Here is a 17026-nt window from a genome sequence, read left to right as displayed (position 1 = left end):
CTACCCCTTCTGCTTCCTTCGGTCGTCGATCACCTGGCGGAGCTTCTCCAACGTTTCGGGAGAAATCCCTTGCAGCTGTCGGGCGGCGAAATTGCGCACTCGCGACTCCCGCAAGGCCCGAAGAAGCTCCAACTGCGCGTCCACTAGCCGCGGAATCTCCCCTGCATCGTCGAGGAGGTAGTCGCGGTCCACCCCGAAGAACTCAGCCAGATTTCTTAGCAGTGCCGCATCGGTAGCCAGTGAACTTTCTCCACTGCGCATGTAAGCCCAACGAGATCGCGATAGCGGGGTTCCCCGCTGACTCATGTGCCTATTGATCTTTGGGTAGGTCAGAGTCTCTGCGCTATCTGCTTCATAGAGATCGAGGAGCAAGTTGAGCTTCCGGGCCAACTTGGACTGCGGCGTCTCGGAGACGTTGGCGCCATCATCCGTCATAGCGCCCGCTCCCCTCTTGCCTTCCGCATCTTTGTTCCATGGTCAATCGGTCCAGCCAGATAATTCTCGACAGCACTCAATACTCTAAGCTCGCGGATATCCAAGGAGCTGGCTAATCCTGGCTCAACGAGAAGGGCGTCCTGCACCTCCACGAGCATCCTGTGCAGTTTGCGTGCTGGGTCCTGCTGCCTTAGTGTTTCGACGCCGAGCTGCAGGCGCACGTCTTGCCTAATCCCAGCTGTCTTTTCCCAGACTCCGCTGAGCCCGCGAACCAACTCATCCTGGGTCTCGGACTCTTTGAGGCGGATTATCCGCCGTGCAACAGGCGGGATTGCCAGGCCCAGGCAAAGGAACGCCATGGCAGCAATCACCGTCGCATCGTATGCAGGCGATACTGCGCGCATGGCAGCCAGCTGCCCTTGCAAGTGAAGTAGGTCCATGGCCAGCACAAGCGCTACAAGCAGCACGGCGAGAGCACAGCCAATTCCAATAAGCGTGAAGGACAGGCGGTAGTAGGGCCTCGACATGTCGTTGTGGAACCGGAAGCACGTAGCTCCGGTGACACTGACCACGTAACCGATATAGACGAACTGGATCGCCGAGTACGACGCAGCTGGGAACTGATCGCCATAGTCCAGCATGAAACGCGTCGAGCTTCCATGCGTAGAGATGAAGCTGAAGCTGAGCGAGAGCCCCAGAATCACGATGCCAAGGAGAATAACGCCTGGCGTGTCTCGCCTCTCTCCCACATCGTCCGGAGTCGCTGCCCGGATAATTGCCCTGGAGAGAAAGTAGATGCCAACGACCATGGAAATATTTGCCAGAAGGTCTGCGTAGTTGCGGCCGCCGAACGCTGCGTCAAGACTCGAATAGACCTGGTCGATATTCAGCGTGAGTGCCACAGCAATCGTGATGGCCGCAGTCAACACGCTATGGTCCCGCCGTCGACGAGTTCCTGGCAGCAGACAGGCTACAAGCAGCCAAATTAACACCGTCGCCGCAACCTGAATCATCCGAACACTCTCTCGAAGGACCGTGGTTCCCGTGCACTATTTCTTATCGCTGCGGCGAAGAGGTCGGCGAGCGATTCTGCGGCCGCCTCCAACTCATCACTGAAGCTGGTACGGGCCAAGACGCGACGGACCAAACTAGCGGGGAGGTTTGGGAATAGAACGCCGACGTAGTCCAAGGGCACGACGAGCTCGTCGTGCCGCAGTACCATATGCCCCAGCTCGTGAAGCACGAACTGCTGTCGGTGCAAGCCAGACGGGCTGGCTGCATGCAGGATGATTTCGACCTCATCCGTCGAAAGCCAGAGCCCGCACACCGATCCTCCGTTCAAGAATCCCGCGGTCTCGATCTCTATAGTTCGATGCCGGACTCCTTCGACCACACCGACCAGGCGTTCCAGATTCAAGTGCGTAGGAAGGCTTAGCGCATCAAAGGCATTCGCAGCGCGTTCCGCCGGCGATTTTCCTGAGAGATATGACTCGTTGCTCATGGCATCCCCAGTGATGCGTTTTCCGTCGGTTCGGTGGTGCCCGACGCTAACGGCGCCCACTGAGCCACTCCGAACCCTCATGTCCATTGAACTCCCCGGCTCTGGACATGTCCAGAGGAAGCCTGAGCTGCCAAGAATTGGCTCTACTTCTTTCAGTAACGAGAGGCAAGCAGGAATGATTCTCGTACATTGCTCTCGAGGCGAAGCTAAGCAACCCCGGAGCAATACGCGACATGGAACAGCCGAGACCAACGAAATCGATGCGAACCGGGGTTATCCCAGAACGTAGGCCGGGTCGCGCGTGGTGCCCGCATTCGTGGTCGTTGAAGTTTTCCACCTACGCACTCCCTGGATGCACAGCGAGCACCGTACGGCTTGAAGCGAGTATGCCCCGGGCGCGCCGTACCTTCCGCTCTAAGGGTGCGGACAACACGAGTGAGATGAGGGGCGGCAACGCATGAAGTAGACCGGCTTTAGTTTAGTCTCTTTTCATGAGAGCTTGTGTCTTCTGTGGCGGGGTGCCATTAACTCGGGAGCATGTGTTCCCGTAGTGGCTCCGGCAGTTCTCCGGTCCGGATTCCTTTATAAGCCGAGCAGGTTCCTATCAGTCCAGCGCTCCGGAGCTAGTGGTCAGGAAGAATGCCCAGGGCAAGTTTGTCGAGGTGCTGGAACAACGGGGAAAGAAGGCACCCAACTTACACGAGGTAACCGTCAAAGCGGTCTGCGCCGCCTGCAATAATGGTTGGATGTCGGACCTTGAGGGGAAAGTGCGGCCGATAGTAAAGCAGCTTGCCAGCCGCCAAAACTCTGTTCTCGGCCGTGAGGACAAAGCATGTCTAGCAGCATGGGCCCACAAGTGTTTTCTGATGTACGACTTATACCAAGACTCAAGGGACCGAGCTTTTATCGACGAGGATTACACCTCCTTTAAACGGACGCAGAAGCCGCCTGTGTCGGCGCGGCTCTACTTAGGAATTACTGATTCACGCTTCGCCGCCATCTCCCTCTGGCATCAACCCAGACTGTTCATTCCAGCAGGTTCGGTGGCGGATCCTCAAACTGTTCTTGGAACAAGCAACATGTCCAGCTCGTCCTTCGCCGTTCAAGGCGTTTACTTCATCCAACAGTTCTTCCGGCCGAACATCAACTGGAACGCTTTACAGCGGAGGGCCATCGGCCTCAGCTCTCAAGCAGCTGTCGAGTCCACACCAGCTCGGCCGATATGGCCTCTTGACAACAAACCCATACGCTTGCCGCCAAAAATGACTTCTGCGAGTGAATTTGGCAGTGCACGGTTGGCATTACATAGCGCCCTAGCCACTTTGCCGGTCGCCGTCGAGCGGGTCAAGTCCCTCGAATAGATCTCCGCACTTTATCGAGCGGCATGCTTGCACAGCAAGCACGGAGATGATCATCTCCGGACCTTCAACGTGGTCCCCGCGACCCAGCTCGAAGGATGTCACCCGGAGACCCCTACGACGGACGCCTTCTGATGGTCGACCCATAATGCAGCTACGTCTAAGAGTCAACTAGATCCCGCTCTTGCTATATCGATCTCAACACTGGCATCGTCCTGAGGGTGACCACACAACTGTGGTGAGTTGCTGAAAAACACCCAGCTAGTCCTCTGCCAAACTTGATCTATGCGCAATTGGCGGTCAATGACCGATATCGACTTCGAAGAGATTGCTGCCGATCTTCTGGCTGCCGAGTTGGAAAGACCGATTGAAAGATTCGGCCGCGGGGCCGATGGGGGTGTGGACCTGCGCTGGAAAGAAGTAAGCGGCAGCCTCGGCATAGCTCAGTGTAAGCACTACATGGATTCCACGTTTGCTCAGCTGAGGGCGTCCGCAAAGAAGGAACGCCCCAAATTGGCAGCGCTGAAGCCGGCTCGATACCTATTTGCCACGTCCCAAATGCTAACGCTGAATCAGAAAGACCTTATATACAGCGACCTATCTGATTGGATCCAGTCTGCGCAAGACATTTTATCCGGTTCCGACCTCGATCAGCTGCTTGATCGACATAGTCTGGTTGAGCGCAAGCATGTAAAACTCTGGCTCTCCACCGGAACTGAACTCTTTTGGGCAACTCACGCCGATCTACTGAACCGTTCCGAGGCGCTTCGCCGGCGCATCGATCGAACAATCGGCCAATACGTAGGGGCTAAATCATTTGAGGAGGCAAGTGATATCCTTGAGCGCGAGAAAGTGTGCCTGATAGCGGGCCAACCAGGTATCGGCAAAACCGTCCTATCCCACATGCTCCTGGCAGATCACATGACCCGGGGATTTGAAATTGTGGAAATCTCGGCCGACATAGATGAAGCGTGGTCTGCTTTAGAATCTAGCCGTGCGCAAATATTCTTTTACGACGATTTTCTGGGACAGCTATCATTCTCAGAGCGCATGGGAAAAAATGAGGATGCACGTTTGGCTGACTTCATTGATCGCGTTCGAGAGTTAAAGTCGAAGCGTATAGTCCTGACAACTCGAGAGTATATTCTCCGCGATGCTGAGCGAGCTTACGCAAAAGTGAGGTCGGTCAACAAACGCGGAAAGTATATTCTTCAGCTTAGCGACTACGGTAGAAATGATAAAGCAAGAATACTATATAACCATCCCTGGAATTCTGGTATTGACCGTTCATCGCTACTCGCGCTGTCGAATGGAGGATGGCGACGAATTGTAGACCACCCAAATTACAGTCCTCGATTGATCGAGTATGGCGCCAAGATCAATGCCGCAATCGAACCAGGGGTTTCGTGGATTGATCAGTTCATCGCCGCCTTGGATGATCCATCGAGCTTATGGACCCAGAGTTTTGAAGTACATCTGACGGAGATGGAACGGGCCCTCCTGTATGTACTCGCCTCCTTCGGGGCCTCGGTTGAACTAACAGCGCTGCAGAAAGCGCATCGACGCCTGTGCCACTTGCTCGCAGTTCCGTACTCACCAACAGAGTTTCGCCGTGCCATGGACACGATGGAAGGCACTTTCCTCCGTTTCGACAAGGATCATCGTGGCATCGTGGTGTCTTACGACAATCCCTCCATCGTTGACTTTGTACTCAACGAGCTTCGTCGCGAGCCTGAGCTGCAAGCCAACCTATTGCATTCGGCCACCCACTTCGAACAGGTTGAAAATCTCTGGTCAAGAACGGCGGCGTCGATTACTGTCCTCGACCGGGCGTCTTCAAGCCGCACACGAGACAGGGTTTTACACGAATCAGTCAGCAAGGATTTCGTAAAGGCGATAAAGAGGTGCTTTACATCCACACCTCTGCAACCTCGAAAAGACTACTATGATTCAAGCACTCAAAGCCGTGAAGTGCGACTTGCGTTCATAACTAAACTTCCCGCCAAATGGCGGCCAAAGAATTCTTGGATCAAGTCCGTTGCCAAAAGATTGGTAGAACGATGGGTGCGCGGCAAGGGCGATAAATCTGCGGCTTACGAACTAATTTTCGGAAGTCATTCTATCCGCACATTCTTTCCCGAGCGTGCTGAGAGCCAGCTGGAAACATGGATCAAGACGAATCCTTCGGAAACAGACGATTGGCTACTCCTTGGACGGCTACTACATCAGGATGGGTCATACCCATACGATCAGGCCTTTGCGGACAAATTTCGGAAGCATGTGCACGCCGAACTGGCAAGGTGGCATCCAACACCACCCTACCTCGAAGAGCTCGTGTCACTCAGCGGAGATTTCGGTACTTCAGATCTTGATGAATACCTTGAAGAAGCCATGCAACTAGATAGGGAACGAGATGAGATTGCCTCGACTGAGGCGCAAGAACATCGACAAGAGAGATTTACAGAACGTTTGGACGAAAGTGATGAGGTAATCGAGAGATACTTTGATCACTTCTAACGAATGGCCCACCTGATCAGCGTCCGAGGAGAACTGCTAGCAGACCTGACTGCGAACTTACCGCTGCACGGGCAGCAAGAATGCTTGCTGCCTCAACAGCTGTTCGGGCCGGCACGTGGACGGCATATCAATGCCCTGTCCTCCACAGGCGGGAGCTAGGCGGACTTGTGGTGTTCGCGTGGATTAGACTCCCAAACGCCCTTAGCGTGGCTGTGAGCGACTTTCCAGAGTGCTCCAAATTGCTGGAGATTCACAAATGAAATGTCTTGGCTCGACAAAGCTCCATGTCGAAGCACTAAGTCCGAGAGTCCGCCGGCTGCCGCTCGAGTTAACTTCGACTAAGGGCGGCTCGTCGATGCCGTGGAAGACGCCGTCACGGAAAGTTGGCGATCCTGAGCCCCGCTTGTCAATGCAGGCGGTGTCTAGTGGCGAAGCGCCGCCTATCTCTATGACTGACGAGAAGGCTAGCGTCGAGGCGGAAGGCCGAGGATCGGCGGAGCTCGACTCTACAAGACAAGAGTTAGGGAATCACTACAGCTATTGTCCCGGCAATTTCTGGGTGTTTGAGGAGTATTCCGGGCCTGGCCTTAGCTCCTTTAGTCTTGCAGGTCGCGCTTATGGGCCAGTCCAGCCCCTGGAAGGCGTTCACGGCCCACTGCCCCTCCCATCTGTTTTCCCTCGCAATGTGTGAGTGATGGACACGTGCAACCGTTCGCTCAGGTCGCATCTATGCCTCCGTTGGTGAGACGACACTCGCTACCTTCCGTTTCGTCATGTTTCCTTAGGCCGTCAAGAGAATGAACAGCCAAGGTGAACCAACGACGAGGTTTGAGATGAATTTGGAATTTTTCGACCCCGCAGAAGCTGCGACCCTCATGCGCTGCAGCGAGGGCTGGCTTCGTGCCGGCGCTGCTTCCGGACGCTTCCCGCACGCTTGCTGGGGCAAAGGCAAGATCGTGTTTACGTCGGAGCACATCGCGGAGATAGCCAGGCTCAGCGAGATCCTGCCAACGTCACAACCATCATCGGCAGCGCAAGGCCCCACTCAGGCCAACACGAGGCTCATCGGCACACGGGCACGCAGCCGTCTCGTGTCCTGAGAGACCAGAACAGCATCATCGCATAAACGCCGCGACCTGCCGCTCCGTCGCATCTGCACCAACCTGCAGCGCCTCCGGCATGAGGTGTCCATAGACCTGCTCAGTTGTTTTCATCGAAGCGTGCCCCAGCCTCCGGGAGATCGTGAAGATCGGCACCCCGTCCTGAATCAACCACGACGCATGCGTATGCCGCAGATCGTGAATCCGAGGATCCTTCCGCAGCCCACGAAGCTGGGCAGCCTTCACCGCCGGCACCCAGTAATGGTGCCAGTAGAGCTTGTGAATGATCCGTTCCCCCTTGGGCGTCGCAAACAGCAGGTCGCTACTCGGCCGGCCAGCAACCAACGGAACCAACAGGTCCACCAGGGCAGGGTTCAGCCCGATGGTCCGCTTCCCTGCCCCCGTTTTGGTCGGCCCGATGTAGAACTGGTTCTGCCCATCCCGCTTCCAAGCCTTGTTGATGCGGGCGGTCGCCGGTTTTCCTAGCAGATCAATGTCCGCCACGGTCAACGCCGTGGCTTCACCAAACCGCGTACCGGTCATCACCAGGAAGTTCGTAAAGTCTCGGTACCGCTCCCCCATGCTCTCCATGATCAGGCCGAATTCCGCATGGGTGAGGAACATCATCTCGTCCTCGGCCTTCTCCACGCTCGGCAGCTGCACACCGCGGCAAGGATTTCGTGTGATGTAGCCGAGCATTTCTGCAGTGTTCATGGAAGCCGAGATCAGGCCATGCACGTTCTTGATCGTCTTTGGCGAACGGCCTTTGGCCATCATGGACTTCACCCAGAACGCAATCGCTCGGTAGTCGAGTTTGTCGACGGGCAACCCGCCGATGACCTTCTTCACATGCAGATCCAGCATGGTCTGATACGTCTTCACGGTGCCGCTGGAGGGGCGAACGAGAAGGTCGATGTGTTCCTGGATCACCTCGGCAACGGTCGGCACTCGCTTGGAGTTTTCGAGGATCGCGTGTTGGGCTACTTCGAAGTTCTGGCCGTTGGCATCGAGCAATCGCTTGAGCGTTTCGGCTTCAGAATGAGAGACGAAAGTGAGCCCTTGGGCCTTGCCTGTTTTGGGGTCCCGCCAGCGGACCATAAAGGACTGGGAACCGTCCTTTTTGGGTCGTGTAGAGATGCTGGCCATAGATAAAACGCTACGCCGCTGTACACACATTTAGGGGTTTTGTACACAGTCAGGGGCCCAATAGGCCCCTGACCTGCGACAACATCGTGCCCGAGGTGGGACTCGAACCCACACACCTTTCGATACCGCATTTTGAGTGCGGCGCGTCTGCCAATTCCGCCACTCGGGCGCGGAGATACCGGGTCGAAAGCGGCTCCATTTCTGTGAGCAACGTGATCCGTTCCCAGCACGCGAAACTACTCTACATGCAGATAGGCTGTTTCAAAGAACCGGACGCGCCGCGTGCAACAAAACCTGCCCTGGATGCGCCCGCACTAAGATGGACATGAACCCGCCGAACCTTTGCAAGGAGATCCCGTGACAGAACAGACGGAGTCCGCACCCGCAGCCCAGCCGGCCCGACGCGTCGTCGTTGCCGAGGATGAGACCCTCATCCGACTGGACATTATCGAGATTTTGAAGGGCGAGGGTTACGACGTCGTCGGCGAGGCGGACAACGGTGAGAAGGCCGTGCAACTGGCCGAGGAACTGAAGCCGGATCTCGTCCTCATGGACGTCAAGATGCCGGTGATGGATGGCATCTCCGCGGCTGAAAAGATCGTCAAAGCCCGCATCGCACCCGTGGTCCTCCTGACGGCTTTCAGCCAGAAGGAACTGGTGGAGCGCGCCCGCGATGCCGGCGCCATGGCGTACGTCGTGAAGCCCTTCACCCCGGCGGACCTGGTCCCTGCGATCGAGATCGCCCTTTCCCGCCATGAGGAAATCAAGGCGCTCGAGAACGAGGTCTCGGACCTGCAGGAACAGTTCGCCACCCGCAAGCTTGTGGAGCGCGCCAAGAGTCTCCTGACCACCAAGATGGGCCTTACCGAGCCCGAGGCTTTCCGCTGGATCCAGAAGACCTCAATGGACCGCCGCCTCAGCATGCGCGAGGTTGCCGAGACCATCATCAACCAGGTCAACTAACGCCAGGAAAGGCGGCCTCCCATTCGGGTGGCCGCCTTTTGCGTGCCCAAAAACACGCACGACGGCGGCCGCCGCCAAAGCGGCAACGTCACCACCCGGCGTCGTACTTAAACAAAAAACAGGACCCCGCCTCCAAAAAGGCGGGGTCCTGCCAAGCCACTACGAAGACTAGGCCTTGTTCTTGGTCTCGTCTTCAGGCCACGGTCCAACAGGTTCCTTGCGCGAACCGGAGACCTTGGAGGTGTCTGCGAGGTCGCCCACCTTGTGGACCTTGAGCGAGTTGGTGGAGCCGGCCTGTCCGGGAGGCGAACCGGCAGCGATGACCACCAGGTCCCCTTCGTCCACGAGCTTCATGTCCAGCAGGCTCTTGTCCACCTGGGCGGTCATCTCGTCGGTGTGGCCAACCATGGAGACCAGCACGGGGCGGATACCCCAGGTGAGGGCCAACTGGTTCCATACGTGCTCCACGGGCGTGAAGGCGAAGACGGGCTTCACCGGGCGCAGGCGGGAAAGGCGACGCGCGGAGTCACCGGACTGCGTGAACGTACAGATGTACTTGGCGTCCAGCTGGTCGGCGATTTCGACGGCTGCACGGGTGATGGCGCCGCCGCGGGTGCGGGGCTTGGTGCCCAGAGGGGGGACGCGTTCCAGGCCGTGTTCTTCGGTGGATTCGATGATCCGGGCCATGGTCTTGACGGTTTCGATCGGGTACTGACCCACTGACGTCTCGCCGGAGAGCATCACTGCGTCGGCGCCGTCGAGCACTGCGTTGGCGCAGTCGGAAGCCTCGGCACGCGTCGGACGCGGGTTATCGATCATGGACTCGAGGACCTGTGTGGCCACGATGACCGGCTTGGCCCAACGGCGGGCCAGTTCGATGGCGCGCTTCTGGACGATCGGCACCTCTTCGAGCGGAAGCTCAACGCCAAGGTCGCCACGGGCAACCATGATCGCGTCGAACGCATCGATGATCTCGTGGAGCTGGTCCACGGCCTGCGGCTTTTCGATCTTGGCGATGACCGGCACGCGGCGGCCTTCTTCGTCCATGATCTCGTGGACGCGCTTGATGTCGGCAGCGTCACGCACGAAGGAGAGGGCAACCAGGTCGACGCCGCGCTTGAGCGCCCAGCGGAGGTCGTCCTCATCCTTCTCGCTCAAGGCGGGAACGTTCACGGCAACGCCGGGGAGGTTGATGCCCTTGTTGTTGGACACTTTGCCGCCCACGGTCACGGTGGCAACAACCTTGACGTCGTCAACCTCGATCGCGCGGAGCGCGACCTTGCCGTCGTCGATCAGCAGGGCGTCGCCCACGTTGACGTCCTCGGTGAGGCTCTTCAGCGTGGTGGAGCAGATGTCCTTGGTTCCCGGAACGTCCTCGGTGGTGATGGTGAAGGTGTCACCAACAGCCAACTCATGCGGACCGTCCACGAAGCGGCCCAAGCGGATCTTGGGGCCCTGGAGGTCAGCCATGATCGCCACCGGCTTGCGCAGCTGCGAGGAAGCCTTGCGGACGTTCTCATAGGTGTTGTCGTGCACGGAGTAGTCGCCGTGGCTCATGTTCATACGCGCAACATCAACGCCGGCTTCCAGCACCGCGAGGGTGTTGTCGAAGCTGGAAATAGCCGGGCCGAATGTTGCCACAATTTTCGCGCGTCTCATATACCTACCCTAAGTAGTGTGCTGCTGATTGAGTAAAAGAAAGTTCCTTCCGGCGCTATAAGACCGCGATTGCCCGGTCTGTGGGGGCGACCGGCGCCGGCAGGATGGTGCTTCCCATGAGGAACTTATCCACGGCGGCCGCGCAAGCACGGCCTTCCGCGATGGCCCACACAATCAGAGACTGGCCACGCCCGGCATCGCCGGCAACAAACACGCCCTCGGTGTTCGTCATGTAGTAGCCATCGCGGGCAACGTTGCCACGACCGTCAAACTCTGCACTTACTTGTTCGGTGATACCGGCCGGTTCAGGGCCGGTGAAACCAAGGCTGAGGAACACGAGGTCCGCGGGGATGACCCGCTCGGTTCCGGCCTTGGGGAGACGCTTGCCGTCAACGAATTCTGTCTCGGCAACCTTCACGCCCGTGAGCTTGCCGTTTTCGCCAACGAACTCAACGGTGGACGCCAGGTACGTGCGTTCGCCGCCTTCTTCGTGGGCGCTGGCCACCTCGAAAAGCGTGGGGAACGTCGGCCACGGTTGGTGTGCGGCACGCTCCGACGGCGGCTGCTTGCCGATTGCGAGCGTCGTCACGGATGCTGCCTGCTGGCGGTGCGCGGTACCGATGCAGTCGGCGCCGGTGTCGCCGCCACCAAGGATCACCACGTGCTTGCCGCGGGCATCGATGTGGTTCGCGGGGTTCTCCCCCGCCACCACACGGTTGGCCGGGACGAGGTAATCCATGGCGAAGTGGACGCCGTCAAGGTCGCGGCCCGGGATGGGCAGGTCGCGGGGAACGGTGGCACCGGTAGCAACAACCACGGCGTCATAACGACGGCGGAGCTGCTCCCAGGTGACGTCGGTACCAACGGCCACTCCGGTACGGAAACGGGTGCCTTCGGCCTTCATCTGCTCCAGGCGGCGGTCAACTTGTTCCTTCTCCATTTTGAAGTCGGGGATGCCGTAGCGGAGGAGGCCGCCGATCTTGTCGTCACGCTCGTAGACGGCAACGGTGTGGCCAACGCGGGTCAGCTGCTGGGCAGCTGCCAGGCCCGCCGGGCCGGAACCAACGACGGCGACCGTCTTGCCGGTGAGGCGGGTGGGCGGAAGCGGGTGTACCCAGTCGTTGTCGAAAGCCTCATCAATGATGGAGACCTCAACCTGCTTGATGGTGACAGCCGGCTGGTTGATGCCGAGCACGCACGAAGCTTCGCACGGCGCCGGGCACAGGCGGCCCGTGAACTCGGGGAAGTTGTTCGTGGCGTGGAGTCGCTCGATCGCTTCTTCACCCTTGTCCCGCCACATGAGGTCGTTCCACTCGGGGATGAGGTTCCCCAGCGGGCAGCCTTGGTGGCAGAAGGGAATGCCGCAGTCCATGCAACGGCCGGCCTGGCTCTTCAGGACGCCCTTTTCCTGGGCTTCGTACACTTCCTTCCAGTCCATGATGCGGACGGGAACGGGACGGCGTGGCTGCGTTTCGCGCTGCCGGACTTTCAGAAATCCGCGTGGATCAGCCACCGGTTACCTCCAGGATTCGAGACCATACTTCTTCGCCGTCGGGGTCGAGGCCTTCTTCGATGGCGTTGAGTCGGGTTTGCAGGACTGCAGCGTAATCGCGCGGCAGTACCTTGGTGATGCGGGCGGCGGTGTCGTCGAAGTTTTCGAGCAGACGGCCGGCCAGGACGGATTCGGTCTCCTCAAGGTGCTTGGTGAGGAGGCCGTGCACGATGTCGCGGTCTTCGGCATCGAGCTCCAGGAGTTGGAGCTCGCCGGAGTCCAGGGCGTCCTTGTTGACACGCTCGGGCTGCAGGTCCAGCACGTAGGCGGTGCCTCCGGACATTCCGGCACCGAAGTTACGCCCGGTGCGTCCGATGATCAGCGTCTGGCCACCGGTCATGTACTCGCAACCATGGTCGCCAATACCTTCGACGACGGCTGTCGCACCGGAGTTGCGGACCAGGAAGCGTTCGCCCACCTGACCGCGGAGGAACATCTCGCCGCTGGTCGCACCGTATCCGATGACGTTGCCGGCAATGACGTTCCGCTCCGCCTGGAACACGTTGGTGCGGTCGGGGCGGACGATGATGCGTCCACCGGACAGGCCCTTGCCAACGTAGTCATTGGAATCGCCGAACATGCGCAGGGTGATACCGGCCGGAAGGAACGCGCCAAGCGACTGCCCGGCGGTGCCGTTGAGGGTGACGTCGATCGTGTCGGTTGCCAAGAGGTCCGTACCGAACGTCTTGGTCACCACGTGGCCCAGCATCGTGCCCACGGAACGGTCCGTGTTGATGACGTCCAGGGTGATTTTCACGGGCATGCGGTCGCTCAGGGCTTCCTGTGCCATGGTGATCAGCCGCTGGTCGAAGTGCTTGTCCAGCTCGTGGTTCTGGCCCACCATGTTGCGCAGCGGCACGTCGTCGTCGAACTCGAGGCCGTGCAGGATCGGATCGAGATCCAGTCCGTCTGCCTTCCAGTGGTCGATCGCGTCGCGGGTATCCAGGACCTCGGAGTGGCCGATCGCCTCTTCGAGGCTGCGGAAGCCGAGCTCAGCCAGGATTTCGCGGACTTCTTCTGCGAGGAACTCGAAGAAGTTGACCACGAACTCGGGCTTGCCGTTGAAGCGCGCACGGAGTTCGGGGTTCTGCGTGGCAACGCCCACGGGACAGGTGTCCAGGTGGCAGACGCGCATCATGATGCAGCCTTCAACCACCAGCGGAGCGGTGGCAAAGCCGAACTCCTCACCGCCCAGCAGTGCAGCGATCACGACGTCGCGGCCGGTCTTAAGCTGTCCGTCAACCTGGACCACAACACGGTCGCGGAGGCCGTTGAGCATCAGGGTCTGCTGGGTCTCGGCCAGGCCGAGTTCCCACGGCACACCCGCATGCTTGAGCGAGTTCAGCGGCGAGGCGCCGGTACCGCCGTCGTGCCCTGAAACCAGCACGACGTCGGCCTTCGCCTTGGTGACGCCGGACGCCACAGTGCCGATCCCGACTTCCGAAACAAGCTTCACATGCACCCGGGCCGAAGGGTTGGCGCGCTTGGCATCGTAGATGAGCTGCGCGAGGTCTTCGATCGAGTAGATGTCGTGGTGCGGGGGCGGGGAGATAAGTCCGACGCCGGGCGTGGAGTGGCGGGTCCGGGCCACCCACGGGTAGACCTTTTGTGCCATCAGCTGGCCGCCTTCACCGGGCTTCGCACCCTGCGCCATCTTGATCTGGATGTCGTCGGCGTTGGTCAGGTAGAGGCTGGTCACGCCAAAGCGGCCGGACGCAATCTGCTTGATGGCAGAGCGGCGCTCCGGGTCAAGCAGGCGTTCGACGTCCTCGCCGCCTTCGCCCGTGTTGGACTTGGCGCCCAGGCGGTTCATGGCGATCGCCAGTGTCTCGTGCGCTTCCTTGGAGATGGAGCCGTAGCTCATGGCACCCGTGGAGAAACGCTTGACGATGCTGGAGACGGGCTCCACTTCCTCGAGCGGAACCGAAGGACGGACGCCGGCCTTGAATTTCAGCAGGCCACGCAAGGTCATCAGGTTCTCGGACTGGTCGTCAACGCCCTTGGTGTAGGACTTGAAGATGTCGTACCGGCGTTCGCGGGTGGCGTGCTGCAGGCGGAACACCGTCTCCGGGTTGAAGAGGTGCGGTTCGCCGTCGCGGCGCCACTGGTACTCGCCGCCACCCAGGAGCGGACGGTGCGGCTGTTCGATGCCGCCGTCGGGGTAGGCCATCTGGTGCCGTGCGGAAACTTCCGCGGCGATGACATCCAAGCCGACGCCTCCCAGTTGGGAGTGGGTGCCGGAGAAGAATTCGTCCACGAGTTCCTGGGACAGGCCCAGTGCCTCGAAGGTCTGGGCGCCGGTGTAGGAAGCCACCGTGGAAATGCCCATCTTGGACATGATCTTCAGGACACCCTTGCCGAGGCCCTTGATGAGGTTGTAGACGCCATCTTCGGGCGTCACTCCAACAACGTCGCCGTTGGCAATCAGCTGTTCCACCGACTCCATGGCAAGGTACGGGTTCACGGCGGAGGCGCCGTAACCGATCAGCACTGCCACGTGGTGGGTCTCGCGGACGTCGCCGGCTTCCACCACGAGCGCCGTCTTGGTGCGGTTCGCGCTGCGGAGCAGGTGGTGGTGCACGGCGCTGACCAGCAGGAGCGACGGAATGGGGGCCCACTGGGCGTTCGAGTCGCGGTCGGAGAGCACGATGTACTGGACGCCGCGGTTGATGGCACCGGAAACCTGTTCGCAGATCTCGGTCAGCCGGGCACGCAGCGCAGCTTCTCCACCTTCGGGGCGGTAGAGGCCGCGTACCTTCATGGCGATGCGGTCGCCGTCGGGGTTTTCGATGTTCGCGATCTTGGCCAGCTGATCGTTGTTGATCACCGGGAACGGCAGGGAGATCTGCGGCTGGCGGACCTGCTTGCCGTCCAGGAGGTTGCCGTTCGGGCCGATGGCACACTTCAGCGAGGTCACGAGTTCCTCGCGGATGGCATCCAGCGGCGGGTTGGTCACCTGGGCGAACGACTGCACAAAGTAGTCGAACAGCAGGCGGGGGCGCTTGGACAGCACAGCAACCGGGGTATCGGATCCCATGGCGCCGAGGGGTTCGGCGCCGGTGCGGGCCATGGGCCCGAGCAGGATCTTGAGCTCTTCGGTGGTGTAGCCGAAGGTGCGCTGGCGGATGTTGACCGACGCTGCGGTGTGCAGGACGTGTTCGCGCTCGGGGAGCTCGTTGATGTCGATCAGGTTGTCCTTGAGCCACTCGGCCCACGGGTTCGCAGCTGCTACCTCTGCCTTGACCTCGGAGTCATCGATGATGCGGCCGGCTTCGGTGTCCACAAGGAACATCTTGCCGGGCGCAACGCGGCCCTTCTTCACAACGTTGGAGGGCTCGACTTCAATAACGCCCACCTCGGATGCGAAGACAACAAGGCCGTCTTCGGTGATCCAGTAGCGGCCAGGACGCAGGCCGTTGCGGTCCAGGGTGGCGCCGACGAGGTTGCCGTCGGTGAAGGACACTGCGGCAGGACCGTCCCAGGGTTCCATCAGCAGGGAGTGGTATTCGTAGAACGCACGGCGTGCCGGATCCATGGTGGCGTGGTTCTCCCACGCCTCCGGGATCATCATCATGATCGAGTGCGTAATGGGGCGGCCGGAGAGCCAGAGCAGTTCGGCCACCTCGTCGAAGGATGCCGAGTCCGAGGCGCCGGGGGTGCAGATCGGGTACAGCTCTTCAGGGGTGTCGCCCAACAGCGGGCTGGCCAGCTGCGACTGGCGGGCACGCATCCAGTTGCGGTTGCCCTTGACCGTGTTGATCTCTCCGTTGTGGGCAATGGTGCGGAACGGCTGCGCCAAGGGCCATGACGGGAACGTATTGGTGGAGAAGCGCGAGTGGACGATCGCAAGCTTCGTCTTGAAGCGCTTGTCCGAAAGATCGGGGTAGAACGGCTCGAGCTGCGCCGTGGTCAGCATGCCCTTGTAGACGATGGTCCGCGAGGAGAGCGACGGGAAGTAGACGCCGAACTTGTTCTGCGCGCGCTTGCGGATCCGCCAGGCACGGGAGTCCAGCTCATTGCGCTCCAGCTGCTCGCCGGTAGCAGAGGCCAGGAAGGGCTGGGAGAAGTACGGCATGCATGCCCGTGCCATGGCACCGACCAGGTCGGCGACCACAGGCACTTCGCGCCAGCCGAGGACCTTGAGGCCCTCATCGGCGGCCAATGCTTCGATGCCGGCTTTCGCCGTCGCAGCTTCACGTGACTCGGCAGGAAGGAATGCGGTACCGACGACGTACTGGCCGGGCGCCGGGAGTTCGAATTCAGCCACTGCGCGGAAGAACTCGTCGGGGATCTGCATGAGCAGGCCCGCGCCGTCACCGGTTCCCTCGTCGGCGCCGACAGCGCCGCGGTGTTCGAGATTGCGGAGGGCGGTCAGGGCCGCTTCCACGATGTCGTATCCCGGTTCCCCGCGGAGCGTGGCAATAATGGCCAGGCCGCAGGCGTCCTTCTCCGCATCAGGGTTGTAGAGACCCTGCGCCTCCGGCAGCGCAGCGAAGCGCTTGAACGGAGACATGGCACCCTGGGGTTCGATTTTTTCGGACCATCCGGGGTTATGAAGATGGGTCATGGGAGACGTCCTTCCTCGAGATCGTGCGTATGGAAGGGACAACGTTGGCCCCACCTTGCAGGCCCTTGTGATGGGCACAACAAAGCGCTAGTTAATGGAAATTGTAGGCCAGCCAGTCAACTCAGCTGAACAGCTGGGCAGACCACTGGCCCCGGCAAGACCGGTGAACATCGGTGTGTTTTGCGATCCGGATTCCGGGGTGCCACGACGCTGTGGACTGGGCCCTAC

At 60.0% G+C, this 17026-nt stretch carries 11 protein-coding genes and 1 tRNA gene; 4 read left to right on the top strand and 8 right to left on the bottom strand.

The annotated features are described in order from the left end of the window. The 3 genes from AUR_RS19720 to AUR_RS19710 all read right to left on the bottom strand — a co-directional run bounded on the left by AUR_RS19720 (position 1) and on the right by AUR_RS19710 (position 1936). Positions 1 to 435 carry a hypothetical protein gene (locus AUR_RS19720; RefSeq protein ID WP_062096253.1) on the bottom strand — a complete coding sequence of 145 codons (435 nt, stop codon included), beginning with the start codon at positions 433 to 435 and terminating at the stop codon, positions 1 to 3. Next, positions 432 to 1361 (bottom strand): hypothetical protein, encoded by a 930-nt coding sequence (locus AUR_RS19715; protein WP_128397297.1) that lies wholly within the window; start codon positions 1359 to 1361, stop codon positions 432 to 434. Before AUR_RS19715 ends, AUR_RS19720 begins: the two co-directional genes overlap by 4 nt. A gap of 83 nt (positions 1362 to 1444) precedes the next feature. Continuing rightward, complete coding sequence (locus AUR_RS19710; protein ID WP_062096249.1) at positions 1445 to 1936, bottom strand: hypothetical protein; 492 nt, start codon at positions 1934 to 1936, stop codon at positions 1445 to 1447. A 746-nt stretch (positions 1937 to 2682) separates the two neighbouring features. On the opposite strand from AUR_RS19710, the gene AUR_RS19705 reads away from it, so the two are divergent. The 3 genes from AUR_RS19705 (at position 2683) to AUR_RS19695 (ending at position 6911) form a co-directional block, all read left to right on the top strand. After that, positions 2683 to 3297, top strand: coding sequence for a hypothetical protein (locus tag AUR_RS19705; RefSeq protein WP_206616294.1), 615 nt, complete (start codon positions 2683 to 2685; stop codon positions 3295 to 3297). A 300-nt stretch (positions 3298 to 3597) separates the two neighbouring features. Next, positions 3598 to 5811 (top strand): nSTAND3 domain-containing NTPase, encoded by a 2214-nt coding sequence (locus tag AUR_RS19700; RefSeq protein WP_062096245.1) that lies wholly within the window; start codon positions 3598 to 3600, stop codon positions 5809 to 5811. Between the two features lie 833 nt (positions 5812 to 6644). Then, positions 6645 to 6911, top strand: a complete 267-nt coding sequence (locus AUR_RS19695; RefSeq protein ID WP_062096243.1) for a hypothetical protein — start codon at positions 6645 to 6647, stop codon at positions 6909 to 6911. Positions 6912 to 6926: 15 nt separating this feature from the next. On the opposite strand, the gene AUR_RS19690 is transcribed toward AUR_RS19695, so the two are convergent. Together AUR_RS19690 and AUR_RS19685 are read right to left on the bottom strand one after the other, a co-directional pair. Continuing rightward, on the bottom strand, positions 6927 to 8057 hold the full coding sequence (locus tag AUR_RS19690) for a tyrosine-type recombinase/integrase (protein ID WP_062096241.1): 1131 nt from the start codon (positions 8055 to 8057) through the stop codon (positions 6927 to 6929). 87 nt (positions 8058 to 8144) lie between these two features. Further along, positions 8145 to 8226: transfer RNA gene (locus AUR_RS19685), tRNA-Leu, on the bottom strand. Between the two features lie 188 nt (positions 8227 to 8414). On the opposite strand from AUR_RS19685, the gene AUR_RS19680 reads away from it, so the two are divergent. Beyond that, positions 8415 to 9020 carry an ANTAR domain-containing response regulator gene (locus AUR_RS19680; RefSeq protein WP_021473049.1) on the top strand — a complete coding sequence of 202 codons (606 nt, stop codon included), beginning with the start codon at positions 8415 to 8417 and terminating at the stop codon, positions 9018 to 9020. Positions 9021 to 9188: 168 nt separating this feature from the next. Here the strand turns inward: AUR_RS19680 and pyk are convergent, their stop codons facing one another. Genes pyk through gltB form a run of 3 tightly spaced genes read right to left on the bottom strand, consistent with a single transcriptional unit; the run spans position 9189 to position 16798 of the window. After that, positions 9189 to 10679, bottom strand: a complete 1491-nt coding sequence (gene pyk / locus AUR_RS19675) for a pyruvate kinase (protein ID WP_031216728.1) — start codon at positions 10677 to 10679, stop codon at positions 9189 to 9191. A 55-nt stretch (positions 10680 to 10734) separates the two neighbouring features. Further along, positions 10735 to 12192, bottom strand: a complete 1458-nt coding sequence (locus tag AUR_RS19670) for a glutamate synthase subunit beta (protein WP_062096239.1) — start codon at positions 12190 to 12192, stop codon at positions 10735 to 10737. Beyond that, complete coding sequence (gene gltB, locus AUR_RS19665) at positions 12185 to 16798, bottom strand: glutamate synthase large subunit (RefSeq protein WP_062096237.1); 4614 nt, start codon at positions 16796 to 16798, stop codon at positions 12185 to 12187. Before gltB ends, AUR_RS19670 begins: the two co-directional genes overlap by 8 nt. Positions 16799 to 17026 lie beyond the last annotated feature (228 nt).

This window comes from Paenarthrobacter ureafaciens, from assembly GCF_004028095.1.
GTDB classification, from domain to species: domain Bacteria; phylum Actinomycetota; class Actinomycetes; order Actinomycetales; family Micrococcaceae; genus Arthrobacter; species Arthrobacter ureafaciens.
Note: the sequence above shows the minus strand (reverse complement) of the source record. Positions and strands in the feature narration are given on the sequence as shown.